Origin of the sequence: Candidatus Amarolinea dominans, from assembly GCA_016719785.1 — a bacterium.
Lineage (GTDB): Bacteria > Chloroflexota > Anaerolineae > SSC4 > Amarolineaceae > Amarolinea > Amarolinea dominans.
Genome location: JADJYJ010000018.1, coordinates 63506 through 80383, shown reverse-complemented (window position 1 = coordinate 80383; position 16878 = coordinate 63506). Strand labels below are relative to the sequence as shown.

Genomic DNA, 16878 nt, shown 5'->3' with positions numbered 1-16878 from the left:
CGTCGCCATCCGGCCGACACGCGGCCAGGCCTCCTACGACAGCCATTAGCGCGATCAGCCAGCCCAAATCTCCAAGCAACCTTCGTGATGGCCCTACTCCGGCCCCACGGGCCAGCACGCGCCGGTGTCTCATTCCGCGCATTCGCGATCGAGGTAGTAGAGCCATTCGGCCAGCTCATGAGGCGCCAGAAGCCCGCCGGCGTCCGCAGCCTGGATGCGGGTGCGCGGCGCGGTATAGCGATCGAGCAGCAGCACCAGGACTCCCGCCCGATCAGCGTTGACATAAGCCGCCAGCCGCTGCTTGACCGCGCCGTCCGGATCGGCCAGGACGATGTGACCGGCGGCGAATTCCTCTGCCCATGTCCGCGCCTGCTCCTCATGAGCCTGCAGCACGGAGATGAGCACCGCGTCCGTTTCGGTCAGCGCGGCGCGCAGGGACGCCAACTGTTTGGCGTAGCCGGCGCAGACCAGGCAGCGATGGTCATGCGCAAAGAAGATTACCGCCTTGTTGCGTCCGCGTAGGTTGCTCAGACGAAACGGCGTCGCGGGGTGGCCGGCCAGCGCAAAGTCGGGCAGGGGGCGGGAGGCGAGTTCGCCGTGATAGTCCAGCCCACGCGGCAGGGTGAAGGAAATCCGGGCCGCGGCCAGCCAATCCTGCAACTGCTCGATGGTCGGTTCGGCCAGGTGTCCCGGCTGCCCGGCCAGGGTCAGCGTGGGGGTGATGCGAAAACCTCCGTTCAACTGCTCCACCAGGCGGGCCGCGTCGGCGTCGCGCTCGACGTTGATTTCGATGAATGGCGCACCCAGAACCTGCAAGCGATGGCGCACAAGCGCCGTATCTTCACAGGTGGGCGCACCGTAGAGCGTGAGTGGTTCAACCATGTTCAGCCCTTTCTGCAGCCTTTTCTACAACCCTTTCTACGGCAACAGCCTGGCCGGACTTGAACGCCTGCACACCGCTGCCCACCAGGGCCAGGCCGATCATCCACACCATCTGCTGCAGATGCAGGAGGATGGCAAAGGCGGTGAGCGCGGCGCGGTCGAAGCCGAGCAGGGCCAGCGGCGCCACCAGCGTGGCATGAAAGATGCCCGGCTGCGTCGGCGCGGAGGGCGGGGCCAGGACGAGGGCGCCCAGGGCGAGCGCCCCCCAGGTGGTTGGGGGCAAGCCATCGGCGCCGAGCGCGGCCAGCGTCAACAGGTGAAAGGCGCCAAAGCAGCCCCAGGTGATGAACGACCAGAGCATGGCGGCCGATAAGCGCCTGGAAGTCACGGCCTGCGTGACCCCGGCCAGGACGCCGCTGAGGGCGCGACGGGCGCGCGCCTCGGTAATGCCCGGCAGGCGCGCCAGAAAGACGGGCGCCCGCGCCAGCACCTGCGCTCGATGGCGCAGCGCCCAGGTCATCAGCCCGGCCAGCAGGCTGACGAGCGCCACCGCGCCCATCACAGCCCCGGGCGCCAGTTGCAAGCGCAGTCCCACCAGCAAGGCGCCGCCCAGCGCCAGCAGACGCATCACCTGCTCGATCACGCGCTCCACCACCACGCTGGCGGTGATTTCAGCCAGGGGCAGGCCAGTCGTGCGCCCCAGCAGCGCGATACGCGCCGCTTCGCCCGCGCGCAGCGGCAGCAGGATGTTGAGCGCATGCCCCACATTGGCCGCCTGAAAAGCCGCGCCGAGACTGGGCTGGCCGGCCAGGAGCACCCGCCAGCGCTGCGCATAGGCCGCCAGCCCGGCAATGAACGCCAGGGAGGCCAGCGCGCCGTAGCGCAGGTCAGCCTGCTGCAAGGCCCGTGCCGCCGCCGGCATGTCCACGAAGCGCGGAAACAGAATCACAATCAGAACGATGACCGCTGTGCTGGCGATCAGTTTGGTGCGTGTAGACATAAACGTAGATTCCTTTGCCTCTTGGTGTGAGAATCCAGGCACTTCTCAATAACCCGGGGTAGGGGCATGGCCTTGCGCCTGCCCGCGTGGGCGACCGCAAGGGTGCGCCCCTACAAATTGAGAATCCAAGCACCGGGCCATTGTCGGCGAAAACGCGCAGAAAGGCAAAAATAGCGCTTCGGTGTTTCCATCTTTAGGCCATCTTTCGGCCTTCTTCAGGCTTTCTTCAGGCTTTTGCCCACCTGTGGTACAATCAGCGTCACCCAGCGCGTTTGCCAATCTTCCCCCGGTCAATTTTCCTCAGGAGGTGCTCTGATGAAGGCAATTTGTCGTGTCAACCCAAATCGTGCGGGATTCAATTTCGGATGGGATGTAACAAACTGACGATGACGCAGAGCCTGACCACCAAATACTTCGTCGCCGTGGCCGGCAACATCGGCGTCGGCAAATCTACCCTCACACGTTTGCTGACCGACCGGTTGGGATGGGAACCCGTCTACGAAGCGGTTGACGAAAATCCGTACCTGTCCGATTTCTACGCGGACATGCGCCGCTGGAGCTTTCATTCACAGGCGTTTTTTCTCTCGCGGCGCTTGCAGCAGCATTTTCACCTCCTGCAATACAGGCAGTCCGTCGTGCAGGACCGCAGCGTCTACGAGGATGCCGAGGTCTTTGCGCGCAACCTGTTCCTGCAAGGGCATCTGAGCGCGCGCGATTGGGAGACCTACTACGCGCTCTTCAGCACGCTCACGCTGCTCTTACAACCGCCGCACTTGGTGGTTTACCTGCGTGCGTCGGTGCCCTCCCTGCTCGATCGCATTGCCCAGCGCGGTCGCGACTACGAGCAAACCATGTCGCCCGATTACCTGGCGCGCCTGAACGATCTTTACGAGCAGTGGGTCGCCGGTTTCACGCTGTGCCCGGTTCTGGTCGTGGAAACCGACAATCTCAACTACGTGCAGCACGAGTCTCATCTGTCGTTGGTGGCCCAACGCATTCAGGATCGCTTGCACGGCAAGGAAACCCTGGTCTTCTAAGACGAGGATCATCATGATGACAAGAACCAGACAGGAGTAGCCAATGATTCCATATCCGGCGTCCGTGCATGAGGCAGAGGGCGCGTTTGTGCTGACAGCGGACACCCAAATCAGGGTGGAACCGCCCACCGCGCCGCTGTTGGCGTTGGGCCATGACCTGGCCGCGCACCTGCGCCCCGCCACTGGCTTTGAACTTCCGGTGGTCACAGGCGCGCCGGCGGCCGGCCAGCTGCGCTTGACCACCGTCGGCGCTGACCCTGCCCTGGGCGCTGAAGGGTATCAACTGATGATCCAGCCGGACGCGGTGACGCTGACGGCGCCGCAACCTGCCGGGTTGCACTGGGGTTTGCAGACCCTGCGCCAGCGCCTGCCCGCGGCCAGCGCGTGGCCAACGGTGCAACCGGGGCCGTGGCTGCTGCCCTGCGGCAGTGTGCGCGATCTGCCGCGTTTTGCCTGGCGCGGCTTCATGCTGGACGTGGCGCGCCATTTCTTCGACGTGCCCACCATCAAGCGCATCATTGACCTGCTGGCCCTGCACAAGCTCAACCGGCTGCATCTCCACCTGACCGACGATCAAGGCTGGCGTCTGCACATCGCCCGCTGGCCGGCCCTGACCGCGATCGGCGGCGCCACCGCGGTGGGCGGCGGCCCGGGCGGTTACTACACCCAGGCCGATTACGCAGACATCGTCGCCTATGCGCAGCGCCAGGGCATCATGGTCATCCCAGAGATTGACATGCCCGGCCACACCAACGCCGCGCTGGCCGCAGTCGCCGCGCTCAACGCCGATGGCGCGGCGCCGCCATTGTATACCGGCACGGACGTTGGTTTTAGCTCGCTCAACTGCGACGACGAATGGACGTATCGCTGGCTGGCCGATGTGATTGGCGAGGTAGCGAGCCTGACGCCCGGCCCGTACATCCACATCGGCGGCGACGAGACAGCCGCCACCCCGCCGGCCGCCTACCGACGCTTCATCGAACGGGTGCAGACCCTGGTGCAGGCGTGCGGCAAGCAGATGATCGGTTGGGAGGAGATCGCACACGCGCGCCTGCTGCCCTCCACGGTCGTTCAGCACTGGCACAGCGACGACGCGCGCGCGGCGGTGCAGCAAGGCTCGCAGGTTATTCTGTCACCGGCCAGCAGAACTTACCTGGACATGCAGTACACCCCGGCCGCGCCCCTGGGGCTGCACTGGGCCGGCTACGTGGAGGTCAAGGACACCTATGAGTGGGATCCGGCCACCTACCTGGCAGGGGTGGCCGAGGACAACATCCTGGGTATCGAAGCGCCGCTTTGGTCCGAAACCCTCACCACCCTGGCCGACATCGAATGGATGGCCTTCCCGCGCCTGGCCGCCCTGGCCGAGATTGCCTGGTCTCCGGCCAACCGCTGCCGTTGGGACGATTTCCGCATACGCCTGGCCGCACACGGCGCGCGCCTGCAGGCGCTTGGCGTCAACTTCTACCGCTCACCGCAGGTTCCCTGGTAACCCGACTCAACCGCACGCTGGAGGCGTCAGACATGACCACCTGGAAGAAAATCATCTATGGCGCTGGCGATTCCGGCTTTTCGCTCACTTCCACCGCCCTGGCGTTGCTCTACCTCGACTTCCTGGTCAGTGTGGTCGGACTTGACCCGCGACTGGCCGGGATTTCCATCGGCCTGGGGCGCATCTGGGACGCCTTCAACGACCTGGTCATCGGCACCCTGAGCGACCGCACCCGTTCCCGCTGGGGCCGCCGCCGCCCCTACCTCTTGTTCGGCGCGCTGCCTTTCGGTGTGGCCTTCATCCTGATGTGGGTCGTTCCCGCCATGCCCAGCCAGACCGCACTGCTGATCTACTACACGGCGATGTACATCCTGTTCGACACCTTCTTCACCCTGGTCAATGTGCCCTACATCGCGCTGACGCCCGAATTGGCGCCTGGTTATGACGAACGCACCTCGCTGCACTCCTATCGCATGGCCTTCTCCATCGGCTTCGGTTTGTTGGGCGCGGTGGCTCCCTTGGCCATCGTGGATGCCATCGCGGGAGCGGGCGTCAGCGGCCCGGCCCGTCACAGCGCCTATATGGTGATGGCAACCTTGCTTGGGCTGGCCAGTGTGCTGCCTGTCTGGCTGGTTTTTGCCGTGGTGCGCGAACGCCCGGAGTTTCAGGACCTGCCCACGCCTGGCCTGGTGGATTCGTTTCGCATGGCAGCCAGCAACAAGGCTTTCCTGATCGTCGCAGGCGTCTATTTGCTGACCTGGATGCCGATTGATCTGATTCAATTCGTCCTCGTCTTTCTCATCCGCGACTATTTCCGGCTGGATGGCGGCGCGCGCGATCTGATCTTTCTGCTCTTGTTTGGGGTGGGGGTGCTGGCGTTGCCCTTGTGGGTATGGATCTCTCACCGGCTGGACAAGCCGCGCGCCTATCAACTGGGCATGGCGTTCCTGGCTGTGGTGCTCCTGGCGCTCAGTTTCATGCCGCCCGGGCGGGCCAACCTGGTCTTTCTCCTGGCCGCGTTGGCCGGCATCGGTGTCTCGGCCGCCCATGCCATCCCGCTGGCGATTCTGCCCGATGTGATTGACTGGGATGAACTGCGCCGCGCCCAGCGGCAGGAGGCCGCGTATTACAGCGTCATCACGCTCATTCAGAAACTGGTCGGTGCGGTGACCATTACCCTGACCGGCACTCTGTTGTCGGCCAGCGGCTACGTGGCCAATGCCAACCTGGTGGATGGGCTACAGCCGGCCACGGCCCTGGGAACCATTCGCTTTCTCGCCGGTCCGCTCCCGGCCGTCTTCTTCGTGGCCGGTATCATCCTGGTCTCTTTCTACCCCATCACTCGGGCGCGACACGCGCGCATCCTCAGCCTGCTGGCGAAACGACGCGCGCAGCGGGCCGCCCGCCTGGTGTGAGGATATCTCAACAGGCACTAACTTGCATCGTACTCTGCTTTCCCGTATAATCGCCCCTGTTGATCTCTGCGAACAAGCTAGAGAAGGAAATGATTGCATGTTCGAAAAGTTACTGGGTATTGACCTGGGCACGGTAAACCTGCTCGTCTACATGAAGGGCAAGGGCATCGTCCTGCAAGAACCATCGGTTGTGGCCATTGCCACGCGTGACAGCAAAATCGTGGCCGTCGGCCAGGAAGCCGCCGATATGCTGGGACGTACGCCAGAGAGCATCGAAGTTGCGCGGCCGATGCGCGATGGCGTGATCGCCGATTATGTCGTCACCGAAGCCATGCTGCGCTACTTCATCCGCCGCACCTGTGGCCGCAACCCGCTCTTCAAGCCACGCGTCATGATTTCGACGCCCAAAGGCGTCACCAGCGTCGAAAGCCGTGCGGTGCGCGATGCCACCCTTGAAGCCGGTGCGCGCGAAGCCTATCTGATTCCTGAGCCACTGGCGGCCGCGTATGGCGCAGGCTTGCCGATTGACACCCCTACCGGCAACATGGTGGTGGACATCGGCGGCGGCACAACCGAAGCAGCCGTTGTTTCCATGTACGACATTGTGGTCTGGAGCGCCATTCGCATCGGCGGCAATCGCATTGACGACGCCATCGTCAACTACGTGCGCAAGAAGTACAACCTGCTGATTGGCGACCAGACCGCCGAAGAGATCAAGATCAAGATCGGCAGTGCGGTCATGATGCCCGAAAACATGTCCATGGAAGTGCGCGGCCGTGACCAGGTGGCCGGCCTGCCCAAGACGATCACGATTACCTCGGAGGAAGTGACCGAGGCCATCACCGAACCGATGCAGGCCATTGTGGGCACGGTCAAGGCGACGCTGGAAAAGACCCCACCCGAATTGGCGGCCGACATCATTGACCGCGGCATGGTTATCACCGGCGGCGGCGCCCTCCTGCGCAACATTGACAAATTGCTGACCAAAGAGACCGGTGTGCCCTGCTACGTGGCCGAGAACCCCATCGCCTGCGTCGCCATCGGCGCCGGCAAGGCGCTGGAGAACTACGCCATCATGAAGCGCAGCCTGATGCAGGTCTGACCGGCGCCGGCCGCGGTCAGCGTGCCGCTGTCGCCGGCTACAGGCCGCACGGCAAGATGAGACAACCGCCAACGAGTGGGGATGTGCAGAGCCAGCAGGCTTGACATCCCCATTTTGTATCAGCCCTTCGACAAGTCCGGAGCGCCAAACTCGTTCGGCGCATGAGCAGGTTTAAGCAGCGAGGAGGATTCACGATGTCCTACGGTCGTAAGCTCGACCCACACCCCATTCCGACCAACTTGAGCGTGGCCGACCTGGTAGACGACTATTTCCTGGCCTACAACGCGGCCCGCCTGCGTGAAGCGTGCCGCCTGTTCGTCAACAAGATGCTGGCGCCTGATGTCACCGTGGGCGTCACCCTCTCCGGTGCGCTCACGCCGACCGGACTGGGCCATGCCGCACTGGTGCCGCTGATTGATGCCGGCATGATTGATTGGATCGTCAGCACCGGCGCCAATCTTTATCACGACCTGCACCGCTCTTTAGGCTTTGAGCTTTTCCAGACCTCGCCCTTTGTGGACGATGTCGAGCTGCGCGCACAGAAGATCATTCGCATCTACGACATCGTCTTCGATCAGGAGGTGCTGCTCAAATCCGATGCCTTTCTGCGTCGCGTGCTGGCTGCGCCGGAATTTCAGCGCCGTCTGAGCACAGCCGAGTTGCACTATCACCTGGGCAAATATGTGCGTGCGCGTGAGTTGCGCCTGGGGTTGACCCATCGCTCCGTCCTCGGCGCGGCGTTCGACGCAGGTGTGCCGGTCTACACCTCCAGCCCTGGCGACTCGACCATCGGCATGAACGTGGCCGCGCTGCGCCTGGCCGGCGGCCAACTGGGCTTCGACCCGGAGGCGGATGTCAACGAAACGACGGCCATCGTCTACGGCGCCAAGACCAGCGGCGGCAAGAGCGCGGTGCTCATCATTGGCGGCGGCAGCCCCAAGAATTTCATTCTGCAGACCGAGCCGCAAATTCAGGAAATCATGGGCATTGATGAAAAGGGGCACGATTACTTCGTGCAGATTACCGATGCCCGGCCTGATACCGGCGGCCTCAGCGGCGCCACCCCTTCCGAGGCCGTCACCTGGGGCAAGGTGGACCCGGATCAACTGCCGGACAGCATCGTCTGCTACACCGACAGCACGTTGGCCCTGCCCATTCTAACCGCCTACGCGTTGGCGAAGCACGCGCCTCGCCCGCATAAGCGCCTGTACGAGCAGCGCCCGGCCCTGCTGGCGGCGTTGACTGCGGCCTATCTCCAGAACCGGCCGGCTGATTCCGAATTTTGACAGTCGTGAGGTAAACATGTCGGGTTACACATTTCTACCGCCGGACAACTTCTTGGGACTGGCCGAAGAGTTTAGTGCCTACGAACGCAGCCGCGTGGTCGTGCTGCCCATTCCGTACGAAGCTACCGTCAGTTACAGCGGCGGCACGCGCAACGGACCGCGCGCGATCTTGCAGGCTTCCACGCAGGTAGAACTGCTGGACCGTGAATTCGATGATGAATTGGCGCTGCGCTGGGGCGTCCACACGCTGCCCGCGCTGGCGCCCAGCATGGAAGGCCCGGCGGCGATGGTGGATGCCATTCAGGAAGTGGTGGCCGAGCAGGCCCGCGCGGGTAAGTTCGTCGTCGGTCTGGGTGGTGAACACACCGTCAGCGTGGGCGTGGCGCGAGGCCTGGCGCAGGTCTTCTGCGCGGACGGGTCGCCGCTGCTGACCGTGCAGATTGATGCGCACAGCGATCTGCGCGCCAGCTACGAGGATTCTACCTACAGCCACGCCTGCGCCGCGCGGCACTTTCATCAGCTAGGGCCGCTGGCACAGATCGGTATTCGTTCTGTCTGCCGGGAAGAGACCGACTACATCGCTGCCAACCCGGAGACCGTGCGCGTGTTTTTCGCCGAAGAGGTTCATGCCGGGCCGGAGTATCTGGCTGAACTGGCAGAGTGGGTCAGGGGTTACAAGGTTTTTCTAACCATTGACGTGGATGGCATTGACCCGGCGCTGATTCCGGCCACTGGCACCCCAGAGCCGGGCGGCCTGAGTTGGTGGCAAACCCTGGACGTGATTCGCACCGTGGCCCAGAACGCGGACATCGTTGGCTTCGACGCCGTCGAACTGGCGCCCATCCCCGGCTATCACGCGGCCGATTTTACCGTGGCCAAGCTGGTGTACAAGACACTGGCGCTGGCCCTGGAGGGGCGGCAGTAGACCGGCTGATGATATTCGCCGCGCGGGGGGTAAGCGGTGTATAATACTCTGGCAGGGTCAGGAGGTGGAAGATGAGTCAGTCAGTGGGTGTGGCGATCGAAAGAAAGCGTCATTCAATCAAGAAGCCGGCTTCGAGGCGAAACGCCAGCAAATTACCTGTCCAGTCAACAGGTGGTTTGTCCTCGCGCCAATCTGGTGGTGCGCGTGGTGAACGATCTACCCTGGCATCTCCCCGAGACCAGTTGCCCGCACTTGCGACACTGCTGCGGCTGGAAGCGGTTGCCCAAACTGAAAACGGAGTTTCATTTGCCGCGGTGTACTCGAGCGTAGATTGGGCACAGCAACCACCGGACATAATCGAACGCGTCTTGCGTGCCCTGTTGCTGGCGGGTGATCACGAGTCCGCCAGGCAATTGGCGCTCAGAGCCGCCAATCGCTACACTGATCATGTTGGCTTGAGCAAGTTTGCCGCTATCTTGAACCCTCCTCCGGCGCGGAACACGACAACAGGCAACGGTCAATTGCAGAAAGAGAACCGGGAGACAGCGCCGTCTGCCGGCCCTCTTGTGAAGCCAGGTTCAGTTGACGAAATCTTGACGCACCTGCAAATTGCGTCTGACGATGGCAATGAACAAGCATTCCACCAGGCTTACGCACAAGTAGACTGGCTGCAGCAGCCGCCAGAGATCATTGAACGCGTGGCCCGTTTGGCTTTTCAAGCCGGACTACACTACCTGGCGCAGACTTTGGCGCGCGACGGCGTAGCCCTGTATCCTTATCACGTGGGTCTGCAAAAGTTTTCACAGGCGTTGAATCCTCGACCGGCACAAGTGAGTCATGCCGTTCATGACGGAACCGCGCGCGCGGACACACAGTGGTTTGCCAAACACAGCGCCGAGTATTACGGGCAGTGGGTTGCAGTCAGGGATGGTCAACTCGTTTCGGCGGCTGCCACGATCCAACAGCTTGAAGTTCAGATTGGCGATCTTCGTTCCGCCACAGTCGCCCAGATCGTTTGGAAATAGACAACCCGGAGTTTTTCGTGCCGGGTTTACTGAATCTCAAGAATGGCCGAGCGTTTGCCACCGGCGCCACACCCTACTTTGACCGTCATAGTTTTTATTCCGCAACTCGATCCCGGTGAAGTCTGGACACTACCCTCATTTGTTGGTCTCGAAGGGATGCTGCAGCGCATGCGCTTTGCCGTTGATCCTGACGCCTCGTTGTTCTACTTCGGCCCTTTGGGTGAGGCCTGATGCCGGGGATGGTTGCCGGCTACAGTTGCCCGCTGGCGCCCCAGTTTGCCAGCAGAGCCTGGTAGGCCGGATCCTGATAGCGGCTGAGCAGGAACCAACGCGCATGGTCGGGCAGCGCCTGCCCGCTGATGTGCCGGGCCAGCAGGTCGCCGGCGCCGGGCGCGGCCATGATGCCGTAGCCGGAGAGCGCGCCGATGACGTAGGCGCCCGGCACGCCGAGCGGGCCGATCAGCGGGCGATTTTCCTGCGTCTTGGTGTAGTAACCGCCGTCCAGGCTGGGCTTGGGCGCACGACCCCAGTAGGCGCGCAGCCCCGGCAGCATCGTGGAAAGCCCACGCAGCACCAGGTCAGAGAATTCGGCGTCAAGCGGCACAGGCAACACCACCTCGACGGGGCGCGCGTGGTAGTCCCACAGCATCAGCAGGATCGGGCTGTCGGCCGGGCCATCGGGCCGGGCGTGTACCCCAGGCGTGAATTCCTCCAGCATCCAGCGCGTCTCCTCAGACTCCTCCAGCCAGGCGCGCTCCTCGTCGTCCCACGGCAGCCGCTGTGCATCAGCCCATACCAGGAAAGGCGCGTGGCGCGGCACAACGCCCAGGTGATCGCTGAAGGCCAGCTTGAGATGCCGCTCGCTGTGAACCGGCAGCACCACGCCAAGTTGCCGCGCCACATCGTCCAGTAAAGGGCCGGCCGCATTGACGAACACCGGGGTCTCGATCCGCGTCTCGCCCTGCGCGTCGCGGACGCGCACGCCGCTGACCTGGCCGCCGCGCACCTCCACCGCCTCGACGTGACCAGACAGCAGGCGCACGCCCAACGCCCGCGCTTGTTCCAACATCAGCATGCCCAAGAGTTGCGCGCTGAACCAGCCGCAGCGCCGGGTGTGGAGCACGGCCACCACGTCGGGCGCCAGGTAGGGGAAATGCTCCCGCAGCAGCGCCCGGTCGGTGATTAGATCCGCACCGTCCGGCTGATTCTCGAAGCCGGCGGGCGGCGCCGGCCGATAGGACGAGCGGGCGGCGCCGGCTGCATGGTCGCGCAGCGCGCCGGCGCCCAGACTGGCCGTCTCAGCCGCGGCCTGGGCCAGGCGTTCTACCTGCGCCGGGTTGGCTGTCGCGTAGACGTAGCCGCGCCGGTTCAGGTGAAAGGCGTTGGCGGTCGCGCGCGCCAGCGTCTCCAGCAGGTCAATGCTGTGATTCATCAGGCTGACCATGGCGTCGCCAGGGCCAGGCCACCAGTTGCGGTAACACTCCGTGGATTTGTCACTGGTCAGTGAGAGGGGCGGGCGTTCATCCACCAGCACGACGTTGCGCACGCCGTAGCGCGTTGCCAGGTAGTACGCGGTTGAGATGCCGGCAATCCCCGCGCCGCAGATGACGACATCAGCCTGCCTTTTCGCCATGGTTGTGCCTTTCCTGGCTGATCTCCCTGTCAGCCCCACCTGGGTCTCCTGGCGCTTCCGCAACGCGACCCTCGGTTATGTGCAGATTGTGCGCACGCTGGCGAAAATCAGGCGTGAAATCATCCCAGTCTGTCGTCGTGAGCAGCACCTGGGTCACGCCATCCAGCGCCTGGAGCAGGGTTGCGCGCCTGAATTCATCCAGCTCAGACATGACGTCATCCAACAGCAGCACTGGCGTCTCGGCCGTGGTCTGCGTCATCACCGCAACCTCGGCCAGCTTGAGGGCCAGGGTGGCCGTGCGCTGTTGCCCGCGCGAGCCGTAGGTGCGCAGATCACGTCCCTGCACCAGGAAGCGCATATCGTCCCGATGCGGGCCGAGCAACGTCATGGCTGCGGCAATCTCGCGGCTGCGCACGGCCTGGAGCTGCGCCTGAAAGGCCTGGGCGATTTCTCGTTCGGAATGGGCGGCGTAGGGGGTGTGCCCTTCGGCAATCACGTCGTAGGCTAACAAGAGTTGATTCGCTACTTGGGCCGGATCCCGAGCCGGGTCAACGCTGGGTAGATATTCCAGGTAGAGGCGCTCATGCCCATCGGTCAGCGCTCGCTGGCGCTCACGGGCGGCCATTTCCAGCGCGCTGATGAACCATTGGCGCCGCTGCATCAGGTGTGCGCCCAGTTTCACCACCTGGTCATCCCAGAAAGTCAACTGCTGCGCGCTGCCCCCGCGTTCGCGCAGTTGACGCAGCAAGGCGTTGCGCTGCTGAATCACCTGGTTGTAGGTGCTGAGGGTGCGGCAGTAATCTGGCTCGATCTGGCACAGCGCAATGTCCAGGTAACGCCGGCGCCCGGTCGGCGCGCCGTTCACCAGTTCGATGTCTTCAGGCAGGAAAAGCACCACGCGCAGATGGCCCACCAGGTCAATGGCTCGCTGCACGACCCCATTGATGCGGACCCGTTTGCCGTAGCTGGCGGTTGAGCCGTTGGTGGGCGCAAGAATCACTTCCAACTGCTCGCTGGCGCCGCTCGGGCCGTTGTGGCGCACGTGGCCCTGCACACGTAGAAAGCGATTGGCGTCTTCACGCGCCAGCCAGTTGACCAGTTCCCGTTCCACCCCGGCATGAGGTGATTTGCTGGTAGCCAGGTAGTAGGCAGCTTCGAGCAGGCTGGTTTTTCCTTGCGCGTTCGTCCCCTGGATCAGGGTCAAGCCGCTGCTCAACGCCAGTTCCAGTCTTACATAATTGCGAAAATTGGTCAGCGAGAGAGATGTCAGGTTCACATGATGCTCCGGCAGCAGATTATAGACCGGCCGGGCTGAAAATGGAAGTTTGCGTTACGGTTTGTTCACTGACTCCGTCAGAAACTGACACAACAATTCACGACGTTGATTGCAGGTGCAGAGAAAGTATGGAAAGACCCACAAGAAATCAGACTGGCAAGCTCTCACGACTTCTATCGGCGCGGGCTGAGGAGCGTGCGCCGCGTTTGCGTCCCAACCGCGACCACAAGGTGATACCAGCTACAGCCAATGCCTGCCATTTGTGTGGAGAGTCAGCCGGCGCCGACTGTCCGCAGTGTCATTTACCGGTGTGTGAAGAACACCGAGAAGCACTAGAGCCAGAACTGGCTGCGCTGTTCGGGGTGTGGGCGTGCCAGGAATGTGCAGATCGAAGCCGCGCGAACTGGCGCTGGATCGGCAGCAGTGGGAGCGCAAGCGAACGGGCGATGTCGTTTTTCGCACCTGCGGCGTGTGCGGTGAGGAGTTCAGCCAGGTTTTGGCCGCGTGCAGCCAGTGCGGCAAGCGTCTGTGTCATCTGCACCGCACCCGATATCGCAGGCGCTTTCGTTTTGGTCAGCAGCCTGGCGAGCAGACCGGCGGATGGTATTGGGATTATGAGGTGCGCTGCCAGGAACATCGCCTGGCGCCGCTGCTGGCACGCCTCAGAGGCTGGCAGCCTGAGCCTGCACCTGGGGCCACGGAATCGGGACTGTAACAGACTTCATGTGCAAAACGTCACTAACACAAAATCCATGCCCGGAGAGGCGATCATGATCGTACGGGATTCATCGAATAGACGCAGTTGGCGCGATGTCTTGCGGGCCAGGAGGATGGGCCGACTGCTGGCGTGTGCCGAAGTGCGTGAGCGATTGGAGTTTTTTCTGTCGCCTGTGTTGGCGCGTAGAGAGGAGCGGAGAGGCATCGCCCATCACCTGGCGGTTTGCCCGGTTTGCCGGCAGGAGTACGAGGACTTGCGCTGGGTGCTGCAGCAGGCCAGTCAGGGCCGACTGCGCGAGCCTGACGCGTATCCAGCACCGAATCTCTATTTCTTGAGAAGCGGTCCGTCGCCTGAGGGCGCGGATTCGACAGCGGGTCCGGCGCGCCTGGCGGCTGGTGCATAACCGTTGGCAAGTAACACTGTTTTGACCTTTTGGCGGGCACGGAGGTAGATGATGCGTTCGTTGCCGCGTGAGATGCCGAGCGCGGTGGCGATTTCTTCGCTGCTGCGTTCTTGCAGAAGGCGTCCAGTCAGCACATGGCGCTCGCAGGGAGTCAGTTGTTGCAGGGCTTGCATGAGAAGGGCGAGAACGTCGGATATTGGATCTGATGAGGTGGGCTGCAGATTTTCGGTGATCTCCGTCTTGGCTTGCCAGGGGCGTTCGTGGCGCAGGCGGTCGCGCAGCTTGTTGACGGCGATGCGTGTCACCCAGCCCAGGAACGGCCCATCGCCGCGGTAGGAATCGAGCTTGCGCCACACTTGTACCAGGGCCTCTTGTGCGCACTCCTCAGCCATGGCGAGTTGGCGTTCGGGCGGCAGGTCAGCCAGGCGGCGCGTACACAGATTGGTCGTGACCTTGTACAGGTAACGCCAGAGAGTTTCATAGCTGTCGGCGCGCTGCTCACGCAGTAATTGCACCCATTCCTGGTTCGTACGAATCCCCATTGCCTGGTCTGTAGCCATCGGCGCCTCACACCATAGATGATGTATTGCAAGGGGGCACGAATTGCGCCTGTTTCCTCAGGCGGAAAAGCGTGGTCTATGCCCGCTTGCAGTATAGCACACGCGCAGTCGGTTGGAAGCATGAATTTTGCTGGCGGGCCTATATTTGCAGACGCACAACACGCCGAAGAATGACGAGTTGTCATGTCACCTCTGTGTGTAAGGACAGACGCCGGCCGCGCTTCTTGCATCAATCTGGGGCGACGTCGGCGCGATCAAACTGTTTGCGTCTATTTGGTAAACCAAGATGCCTGTGTTACAATCCATTTTTGGGTTTTGACCCATATCAAACACGTTTCTCTACCCAGTTGCACGACTGGAAAGACGGCTATCGGGGTGCCTGCGCACTGCACCGGGTCTGGTAGCTGGAGTTGAGGGGCGGACGTAATAACCAACAGAAGGAGAGTACACCAGTGGCAGTCATTTCGATGAAGGCGCTACTCGAGGCAGGAGTCCATTTTGGGCACCGTACGCGGCGCTGGAACCCTAAGATGAAGCCGTACATTTTTACCGAACGTAACGGCATTCATATCATTGACCTACAGCAGACGCTGCACCGCCTTGAAGAAGCCTACGCGCTTGTTCGCGACACCGTCAAAGACGGTGGCACCATCCTCTTCGCCGGCACCAAAAAGCAAGCCCAGGAGACTATCCGCCAGGAAGCTGACCGTGCCGGTATGCCGTTTGTCAACCAGCGCTGGCTGGGCGGCACCCTGACCAACTATCGCACCATTCGTCAACGCATTGATTATATGAGCGGCATCAATCAGCGCAAGGCGCGCGGCGAGTTGGACCGTTTGCCCAAGAAAGAAGTGCTGGACATCGAGCGCGAGATGACCAAGTTGGAGCGGCGCATCGGCGGCCTCAAGCCGATGGTGCGGCCCCCCAATATCCTCTTCGTATCTGATACACACCACGAGGAGTTGGCCATCAAGGAAGCGCGCACGCTCGGTATTCCCATCATCGCCATGGTGGATACCAACTCGGACCCTGACCCCATTGACTATCCGATCCCATCCAACGACGACGCCATTCGCGCGATCAAGCTGATTGCCGGCAAGATGGCCGACGCGGTGATCGAAGGCCGGCGTCTGCGCGAGGTGATTGCGGCGGAGGAAGGCACCGAGGAAGTAAACCAGGCCGACATGCTCGATCAATACGGCAGTCAGGACACCATTGACCGCCTCAAGAGCGGCCTTGACGTGGCACAAACCGACGCTGAAGGCGCCGCTGACCTGGGCAATGTGGATGAAGACGATTTTGCCGCTGACTCGCCCCTGGATAACAGCGCGGAGTAGTGAGGAGAACGATCTGTGAGTATCAGTGCTGATCTGATTAAGAAACTGCGCGACTTGACCGGCGCCGGCGTGCTTGATTGCCGCAAAGCGCTGGATGCCACGCAGGGTGATATTGACAAAGCGGTCGCGATGTTGCGCGAGAAGGGGTTGGCCGCGGCTGCAAAGAAGGCCGATCGTGAGGCAAGCAATGGCATCATCGGCAACTATGTGCATATGGGCGCCAAGATGGCGGCCCTGGTCGAGGTGAATTGCGAGACCGATTTTGTGGCCCGCACCGAGCAGTTCCAGGCGCTGGCCCGTGATTTGGCCATGCAAGTGGTGGCCGCTCGACCGCTCTATGTGCGTCGCGAAGATGTGCCGGCCGACGTAGTCGCCCATGAAAAAGAGAAGTACCTGAGCCAACTGGACGATGCAAATAAACCGGCCAATGTGCTCGAGCGCATCATCGAGGGCAAGCTGGCTAAGTTTTATGAAGAAACCTGCCTGCTTGAACAGTCCTTCATCAAGGATGACAGCGTGACGATCCAAAGCCTGCTGACCGACATGGTGGCGCGGCTGGGCGAGAATATCGTCGTCCGTCGCTTCGCTCGCCTCGAACTGGGCAATTAGTCCATGTGGGCCTAAATGAGCCTGCGATTCCCTTGCGTGAGCAGACGCTGAGAATCACTCGGGAGTCGGTTGGTGAACTTAGGCCCATTATGAACCTCGCCTTGCTGTTTGGTCATCGAAAGGGTAGGCACGTGTGGCTGCCCTTCGTTGGCTCAAGCAAAGCTGTCAGCCTTTTCCC

The 16878-nt window shown here is 62.3% G+C and carries 16 protein-coding genes; 11 read left to right on the top strand and 5 right to left on the bottom strand.

Translation table 11 applies throughout. The features are described from left to right. Window positions 1-129: 129 nt before the first annotated feature. On the bottom strand, window positions 130-882 hold the full coding sequence (locus tag IPM84_18225; protein ID MBK9094664.1) for a redoxin domain-containing protein: 753 nt from the start codon (window positions 880-882) through the stop codon (window positions 130-132). After that, window positions 875-1882: a flippase-like domain-containing protein gene (locus tag IPM84_18220; protein MBK9094663.1), complete on the bottom strand. Its 1008-nt coding sequence runs from the start codon at window positions 1880-1882 to the stop codon at window positions 875-877. The genes IPM84_18225 and IPM84_18220 overlap by 8 nt, the downstream gene beginning before the upstream one ends. A 386-nt stretch (window positions 1883-2268) precedes the next feature. Between IPM84_18220 and IPM84_18215 the strand changes: the two genes are divergently transcribed. The 8 genes from IPM84_18215 (at window position 2269) to IPM84_18180 (ending at window position 10395) form a co-directional block, all read left to right on the top strand. After that, window positions 2269-2919, top strand: a complete 651-nt coding sequence (locus IPM84_18215) for a deoxynucleoside kinase (protein MBK9094662.1) — start codon at window positions 2269-2271, stop codon at window positions 2917-2919. 43 nt (window positions 2920-2962) lie between these two features. Continuing rightward, window positions 2963-4411: a beta-N-acetylhexosaminidase gene (locus IPM84_18210; protein ID MBK9094661.1), complete on the top strand. Its 1449-nt coding sequence runs from the start codon at window positions 2963-2965 to the stop codon at window positions 4409-4411. 32 nt (window positions 4412-4443) lie between these two features. Then, window positions 4444-5826: an MFS transporter gene (locus tag IPM84_18205; GenBank protein MBK9094660.1), complete on the top strand. Its 1383-nt coding sequence runs from the start codon at window positions 4444-4446 to the stop codon at window positions 5824-5826. 97 nt (window positions 5827-5923) lie between these two features. Then, complete coding sequence (locus IPM84_18200) at window positions 5924-6928, top strand: rod shape-determining protein (GenBank protein MBK9094659.1); 1005 nt, start codon at window positions 5924-5926, stop codon at window positions 6926-6928. 194 nt (window positions 6929-7122) lie between these two features. Then, window positions 7123-8214 carry a deoxyhypusine synthase gene (locus IPM84_18195; protein ID MBK9094658.1) on the top strand — a complete coding sequence of 364 codons (1092 nt, stop codon included), beginning with the start codon at window positions 7123-7125 and terminating at the stop codon, window positions 8212-8214. 16 nt (window positions 8215-8230) lie between these two features. Then, window positions 8231-9139: an agmatinase gene (gene speB, locus IPM84_18190; GenBank protein ID MBK9094657.1), complete on the top strand. Its 909-nt coding sequence runs from the start codon at window positions 8231-8233 to the stop codon at window positions 9137-9139. A gap of 71 nt (window positions 9140-9210) precedes the next feature. Beyond that, window positions 9211-10164 carry a hypothetical protein gene (locus IPM84_18185; GenBank protein MBK9094656.1) on the top strand — a complete coding sequence of 318 codons (954 nt, stop codon included), beginning with the start codon at window positions 9211-9213 and terminating at the stop codon, window positions 10162-10164. Between the two features lie 42 nt (window positions 10165-10206). Then, window positions 10207-10395: a hypothetical protein gene (locus IPM84_18180; GenBank protein MBK9094655.1), complete on the top strand. Its 189-nt coding sequence runs from the start codon at window positions 10207-10209 to the stop codon at window positions 10393-10395. A gap of 19 nt (window positions 10396-10414) precedes the next feature. On the opposite strand, the gene IPM84_18175 is transcribed toward IPM84_18180, so the two are convergent. Further along, on the bottom strand, window positions 10415-11797 hold the full coding sequence (locus IPM84_18175; protein MBK9094654.1) for an FAD-binding oxidoreductase: 1383 nt from the start codon (window positions 11795-11797) through the stop codon (window positions 10415-10417). Then, on the bottom strand, window positions 11778-13073 hold the full coding sequence (locus IPM84_18170; protein ID MBK9094653.1) for a DNA replication/repair protein RecF: 1296 nt from the start codon (window positions 13071-13073) through the stop codon (window positions 11778-11780). Before IPM84_18170 ends, IPM84_18175 begins: the two co-directional genes overlap by 20 nt. A gap of 379 nt (window positions 13074-13452) precedes the next feature. On the opposite strand from IPM84_18170, the gene IPM84_18165 reads away from it, so the two are divergent. Then, on the top strand, window positions 13453-13788 hold the full coding sequence (locus tag IPM84_18165; GenBank protein MBK9094652.1) for a hypothetical protein: 336 nt from the start codon (window positions 13453-13455) through the stop codon (window positions 13786-13788). A gap of 327 nt (window positions 13789-14115) precedes the next feature. Here IPM84_18165 and IPM84_18160 read toward each other — a convergent pair whose 3' ends face one another. After that, window positions 14116-14754 carry a sigma-70 family RNA polymerase sigma factor gene (locus IPM84_18160; GenBank protein ID MBK9094651.1) on the bottom strand — a complete coding sequence of 213 codons (639 nt, stop codon included), beginning with the start codon at window positions 14752-14754 and terminating at the stop codon, window positions 14116-14118. A 452-nt stretch (window positions 14755-15206) separates the two neighbouring features. Here IPM84_18160 and rpsB point away from each other — a divergent pair, with 452 nt between their 5' ends. Together rpsB and tsf are read left to right on the top strand one after the other, a co-directional pair. Next, window positions 15207-16091 (top strand): 30S ribosomal protein S2, encoded by an 885-nt coding sequence (gene rpsB / locus IPM84_18155; GenBank protein ID MBK9094650.1) that lies wholly within the window; start codon window positions 15207-15209, stop codon window positions 16089-16091. Window positions 16092-16106: 15 nt separating this feature from the next. Continuing rightward, entirely contained in the window at window positions 16107-16700 is a 594-nt protein-coding gene (gene tsf, locus IPM84_18150; GenBank protein MBK9094649.1) for a translation elongation factor Ts, read from the top strand. Window positions 16701-16878: the final 178 nt, after the last annotated feature.

Coding starts and splice junctions, on each gene's coding strand:
- IPM84_18210 (MBK9094661.1), top strand. CDS start 2,963: ATGATTCCATATCCGGCGTCCGTGCATGAGGCAGAGGGCGCGTTTGTG.
- IPM84_18185 (MBK9094656.1), top strand. CDS start 9,211: ATGAGTCAGTCAGTGGGTGTGGCGATCGAAAGAAAGCGTCATTCAATC.
- IPM84_18195 (MBK9094658.1), top strand. CDS start 7,123: ATGTCCTACGGTCGTAAGCTCGACCCACACCCCATTCCGACCAACTTG.
- IPM84_18200 (MBK9094659.1), top strand. CDS start 5,924: ATGTTCGAAAAGTTACTGGGTATTGACCTGGGCACGGTAAACCTGCTC.
- speB (MBK9094657.1), top strand. CDS start 8,231: ATGTCGGGTTACACATTTCTACCGCCGGACAACTTCTTGGGACTGGCC.
- IPM84_18215 (MBK9094662.1), top strand. CDS start 2,269: ATGACGCAGAGCCTGACCACCAAATACTTCGTCGCCGTGGCCGGCAAC.
- IPM84_18205 (MBK9094660.1), top strand. CDS start 4,444: ATGACCACCTGGAAGAAAATCATCTATGGCGCTGGCGATTCCGGCTTT.
- IPM84_18225 (MBK9094664.1), bottom strand. CDS start 882: ATGGTTGAACCACTCACGCTCTACGGTGCGCCCACCTGTGAAGATACG.
- IPM84_18165 (MBK9094652.1), top strand. CDS start 13,453: ATGTGCAGATCGAAGCCGCGCGAACTGGCGCTGGATCGGCAGCAGTGG.
- IPM84_18160 (MBK9094651.1), bottom strand. CDS start 14,754: ATGGCTACAGACCAGGCAATGGGGATTCGTACGAACCAGGAATGGGTG.
- IPM84_18180 (MBK9094655.1), top strand. CDS start 10,207: ATGGCCGAGCGTTTGCCACCGGCGCCACACCCTACTTTGACCGTCATA.
- IPM84_18175 (MBK9094654.1), bottom strand. CDS start 11,797: ATGGCGAAAAGGCAGGCTGATGTCGTCATCTGCGGCGCGGGGATTGCC.
- IPM84_18220 (MBK9094663.1), bottom strand. CDS start 1,882: ATGTCTACACGCACCAAACTGATCGCCAGCACAGCGGTCATCGTTCTG.